Origin of the sequence: Kitasatospora sp. NPDC058965, from assembly GCF_042741245.1 — a bacterium.
GTDB lineage: Bacteria > Actinomycetota > Actinomycetes > Streptomycetales > Streptomycetaceae > Kitasatospora.
The window spans coordinates 1-5,073 of the sequence record NZ_JBHYKG010000460.1 but is presented as its reverse complement, the minus strand read 5'-3'; the positions used below and the strand labels follow the sequence as shown (position 1 = coordinate 5,073).

The following is a 5,073-nucleotide window of genomic DNA, read 5'->3' as shown; positions in this document are numbered from 1 at the left end:
TCGCCGGGGTGATCAAGTCCGTGCTGGCGATCCGGCACGGGGTGCTGCCGCGCACCCTGCACGTCGACCGGCCCTCCCCGCACGTGGACTGGACCGACGGCACCGTCCGTCTGCTGACGGAGCGTCAGGACTGGCCCGCGGTGGACCGGCCGCGCCGGGCGGCGGTCTCCGCCTTCGGCGTGTCGGGCACCAACGCCCACGTGATCATCGAGCAGGCCCCGGAGCAGCCCGCTCCCGCGGCCGCCCCGACGGGCCCGCAGGTGCTGCCGTTCCTGCTCTCGGCCCGGACCCCGGACGCGCTGGCGGCCCAGGGCGCCCGGCTGGCCGCGGCCGCGCCCGGCCTCGCCCCGCTGGACGTGGCGCACACCCTGCGCACCGGCCGCGCCGCGCTGGCCGAGCGCGCGGTGGCGATCGGCACCGGACCCGGGGCGCTGCGCGACCCGGTCGGACCGGGTGTGGTGCGCGGGCGGGCCGGCACGCCCGGCAAGGTGGTCTTCGTCTTCCCGGGCCAGGGCTCCCAGTGGACCGGCATGGCCGCCGACCTGCTGGACACCGAACCCGTGTTCGCCGCCGCCCTGGAGCGGACCGGCGAGGCGCTGGCCCGCTACACCGACTGGTCGCTGCCGGCGGTGCTGCGCGGCGAGCCGGGGGCGCCCGGCCTGGACCGGGTGGACGTGCTGCAGCCCGCGCTCTGGGCGGTGATGGTCTCGCTGGCCGAACTCTGGCAGGCCTACGGGGTGCGGCCGGACGCGGTGGTCGGGCACAGCCAGGGCGAGGTGGCGGCGGCGTACCTGGCCGGCGGGCTCGGCCTGGACGACGCCGCGCGGATCGTCGCGCTGCGGGCCAAGGCGCTGGCCACCCTGTCCGGCAAGGGCGGCATGGTCTCGGTGGCCCGTCCGCTCGCCGAGGTCGAGGCCCGGATCGCCGCCTGGCCCGGCCGGCTCTCCATCGGCGTGGTCAACGGCCCGCTCGCCACCGTGGTCTCGGGCGACCTGGCCGCACTGGCCGAACTGACCGAGGCCTACACCGCCGAGGGCGCCCAGGTCCGACCCGTGGCCATCGACTACGCCTCGCACTCGGTGCAGACCGAGGCGCTCCGTGCCGAGCTGCTCGACCTGCTCGCCGAGGTGCGGCCGACCACCGGGCGGATCCCGCTGCTCTCCACCGTCACCGGGGACTGGTTGGACACCGCCGAGCTGGACGCCGACTACTGGTACCGCAACCTGCGCAGCACGGTCCGGTTCGAGCAGGCCACCCGGCGGCTGGCGGAGACCGGGCACACCGTCTTCGTCGAGGTCAGCCCGCACCCGGTGCTGACCGGTGCGGTCGAGGACACGCTGGAGGCGGCGGGCGTGGCCGAGCCGGTGGTCACCGGCTCGCTGCGGCGCGGTGCGGGCGACCGGGCCCGCTGGCTCGCCTCGGTGGCCGACCTGCACGTGCGCGGTGTGGCGGTCGACTTCGGACCGGCCTTCGCGGGCGCCGCCGCGCACCCGGTCGAACTGCCGACCTACCCCTTCGAGCGGCAGCGCTACTGGCTGGCGGCCAGCCGCTCGCCGGAGCAGCTCACCGCCCCGGCGGGCACGGCCGACGGCGCGTTCTGGGAGCTGGTGGCCGAGCAGGACGCCGGACGCCTCGGCGAGACGCTCGGCCTCGCCGGCGAGCGACTGGCCCCGGTGCTGCCGGCGCTGGCCTCCTGGTGGGAGCAGCGCCGGGCCGCGGGGGCGGCGGAGGGCTGGCGGCACCGGGTCGGTTGGCGGCCCGTCACCCCGCCGGACGCGGTCCGGCTGACCGGCAGCTGGCTGGTCGTCACCGAGCCGGCGCCGGGGGACCACCCGTGGGTGGCAGCCCTGGCCGAGGCGCTGACCGGCCTCGGTGCGCGGGTCGAGCTGCTGGCGGGCTCGGTGGACCGCGCCGAGCTGGCCGCCCGGCTGGCGGTCGCGGGCCCGGTGGCCGGGGTGGTGGCCCTGGCCGGCCCGGCCGGGCCGGTACCGGGCCCCGAAGCCGTCCCGCCGGTCTACGCCGCCCAGCTGACGCTGGCCCAGGCGCTCGGCGACGCCGGGGTCCGGGCACCGCTGTGGTACCTGACCCGCGGCGCGGTCGGCACCGGTCCGGCGGACCCGGTGACCGCCCCCGAGCAGGCCCTGGTCTGGGGCTTCGGCGCGATCCTCGCCGTCGAGCAGCCCGAGCTGCACGGCGGCCTGCTCGACCTGCCGGCCGAGCCCGACCGGCACGCCTGGCAGCAGGTGGCCGCGCTGCTCGCCGCCACCGGCCCCGGGCGCGAGGTGGAGCTGGCGGTCCGCCCGTCCGGCGTCTTCGCCCGCCGCCTGGTCCCGGCCGGCCCGCCCGCCCGGACCACCGAGCCGTGGGTGCCGCGCGGCACCACCCTGATCACCGGGGGCACCGGTGCGCTCGGCGGGCAGGTGGCCCGCTGGCTGGCCGGCCGCGGCGCCGAGCACCTGCTGCTGGTCAGCCGCCGGGGCGCCGACGCGCCGGGGGCGGCCGAGCTGGCCGCCGAGCTGGCGGCGCTGGGCAGTCGGGTGAGCCTGGCCGCCGCCGACGTGGCCGACCGGGCCGCGCTCACCGAGCTGCTGGCCGGCATCCCGGCCGAGCTGCCGCTGACCGCCGTGGTGCACACCGCCGCGGCGCTGCACGACGGGCTGATCCCCGACCTCACTCCCGAGCAGGTCGCGCTGGCCCTGCGGGCCAAGGCGGGCGCCGCCCGGCTGCTGGACGAGCTGACCCGGGACCGGCCGCTGACCGCGTTCGTGCTCTTCTCCTCGCTGGCCGGCCTGTGCGGCATCCCGGGCCAGGCCAACTACGCGCCCGGCAACGCCTACCTGGACGCGCTGGCCGCGCAGCGCCGGGCGGCGGGCCTGCCCGCCACCGCGATCGCCTGGGGGCACTGGGCCGGTGCGGGCATCGCCGCCGACGGTGCGGAGCAGCAGCTGCTGCGGCACGGCCTGGTGTCGCTGCCGCCGGAGCAGGCCGTCGAGCTGCTCGGCCAGGCGCTGGACCAGGACGAGAGCCACCTGGTGGTGGCCGACGCCGACTGGTCCGTGCTGTTCGGCGGCCGGAGCCACCCCCTGGTGGCCGAGCTGCTGCCGGCCGGGACCGCCGCGCCGGTCGTCGCGGCCGAGGAGGGCGACCTGGTCGCGCGGCTGGGCGTGCTGCCCGCCGCCGAGCGGCGCCGCGCACTGCTCGGCCTGGTCCGCGACCAGGCCGCGGCCGTCCAGCGGCACCGCTCGGGCGGTGCGGCGGTCGAGCCGGGCCGGGCCTTCCGCGAGCAGGGCTTCGACTCGCTGACGGCCGTCGAGTTCCGCAACCGGCTGGCCGCCGTGACGGGCCGTCGGCTGCCCGCGACCGTGGTCTTCGACCATCCGACCCCGACCGCGCTGGCCGACTGGCTCGCCGAGGAGCTGTGGGGCGGCGCCGAGCCGGCCACCGTCGTCGCCGCACCGCCGGCGACCCGGGACGACGATCCGATCGTCATCGTGGGCATGGCGTGCCGCTTCCCGGGCGGGATCGACTCGCCGGAGGACCTCTGGCGGGTCGTCACCGAGGGGACCGACGTGCTCGGGGACTTCCCGACCGACCGCGGCTGGGACCTGGACCGGCTCTACAGCCCCGACCCGGACCGGGCCGGCACCAGCTACACCCGGCACGGCGGATTCCTCGCCGGGGCGGCCGAGTTCGACGCGGAGTTCTTCGGCGTCCCGCCCCGTGAGGCGCCCGCGATCGACCCGCAGCAGCGGCTGCTGCTGGAGACCGCCTGGGAGCTGTTCGAGCGGGCCGGGATCGACCCGCAGGCGTTGCGCGGCAGCCGCACCGGCGTCTTCGCGGGCAGCTCCGGACGCGACTACGGCAGCGGGAGCCAGCAGGCCCCGGCCGAACTGGAGGCCTATCTCGGTCTCGGCAATGCGGCCAGTGTCGCCTCCGGCCGGATCTCCTACAGCTTCGGCTTCGAGGGGCCGGCGGTGACGGTGGACACGGCGTGCTCGTCCTCGCTGGTGGCGCTGCACCTGGCGGCGCAGTCGCTGCGCTCCGGCGAGTCGGACCTCGCGGTGGCGGGCGGCGTGCTGGTGATGTCGACGCCCAGCCTGTTCGTGGAGTTCTCCCGCCAGCGGGCGCTCTCCGCCGACGGCCGGTGCAAGGCCTTCGCGGCCGCCGCCGACGGGACCGGCTGGTCCGAAGGCGTCGGGCTGCTGCTGGTGGAGCGGCTGTCGGACGCGCGCCGGTTGGGTCATGAGGTGCTGGCGGTGGTGCGGGGTTCGGCGGTGAACCAGGACGGTGCGTCGAACGGTTTGACGGCGCCGAGTGGTCCGGCGCAGCAGCGGGTGATCCGGCAGGCGTTGGCGAGTGCGGGGTTGTCGGCGGGGGAGGTGGACGCGGTGGAGGCGCACGGGACGGGGACCCGGTTGGGGGACCCGATCGAGGCGCAGGCGCTGCTGGCCACCTACGGCGCCGGACGACCGGCCGAACGACCGCTCTGGCTCGGGTCGGTGAAGTCGAACCTCGGGCACACCCAGGCGGCGGCCGGGGTGGCGGGGGTGATCAAGTCGGTGCTGGCGCTGCGGCACGGGGTGCTGCCGCGCACCCTGCACGTGGACGCGCCCACGCCCCACGTGGACTGGTCGGACGGCGGTGTCGCGCTGCTGACGGACAGTCAGCTGCTGCCGGAGCTGGACCGGCCGCACCGGATCGGCGTCTCGGCCTTCGGCGTGTCCGGGACCAACGCGCACGTGATCGTCGAAGGGGTGCCGCAGGCCCCGGCCGCCGTGGCGCTGCCGTCGCCTCGGCCGGTGCCGTTCGTGGTGTCGGCGCGGTCGGCGGCGGCACTGCGGGAGCAGGCGGGCCGCATCGCGGACCTGGCCGAAGGCGGTGATCCGGTGGCGGTGGCGCACGCGCTGGTGACCGGCCGGGCCGCGCTGGAGGAGCGGGCCGTGGTGCTCGGCGACCCGGCCGCGCTGCGCGACCCGGACGGCCCGGGCGTGGTGCGGGGCACCGCCGGGACCGGCGGGCTGGCGTTCCTCTTCTCCGGCCAGGGCGGTCAGCGGGTCGGGATGGGCCTGGAGC

The 5,073-nt window shown here is 77.8% G+C and carries 1 protein-coding gene; it reads left to right on the top strand.

What is annotated here, in order from left to right:
• Positions 1 to 5,073: SDR family NAD(P)-dependent oxidoreductase (locus ACFW1A_RS38425; RefSeq protein ID WP_380417948.1), on the top strand; the 5,073-nt coding region annotated here is incomplete at both ends.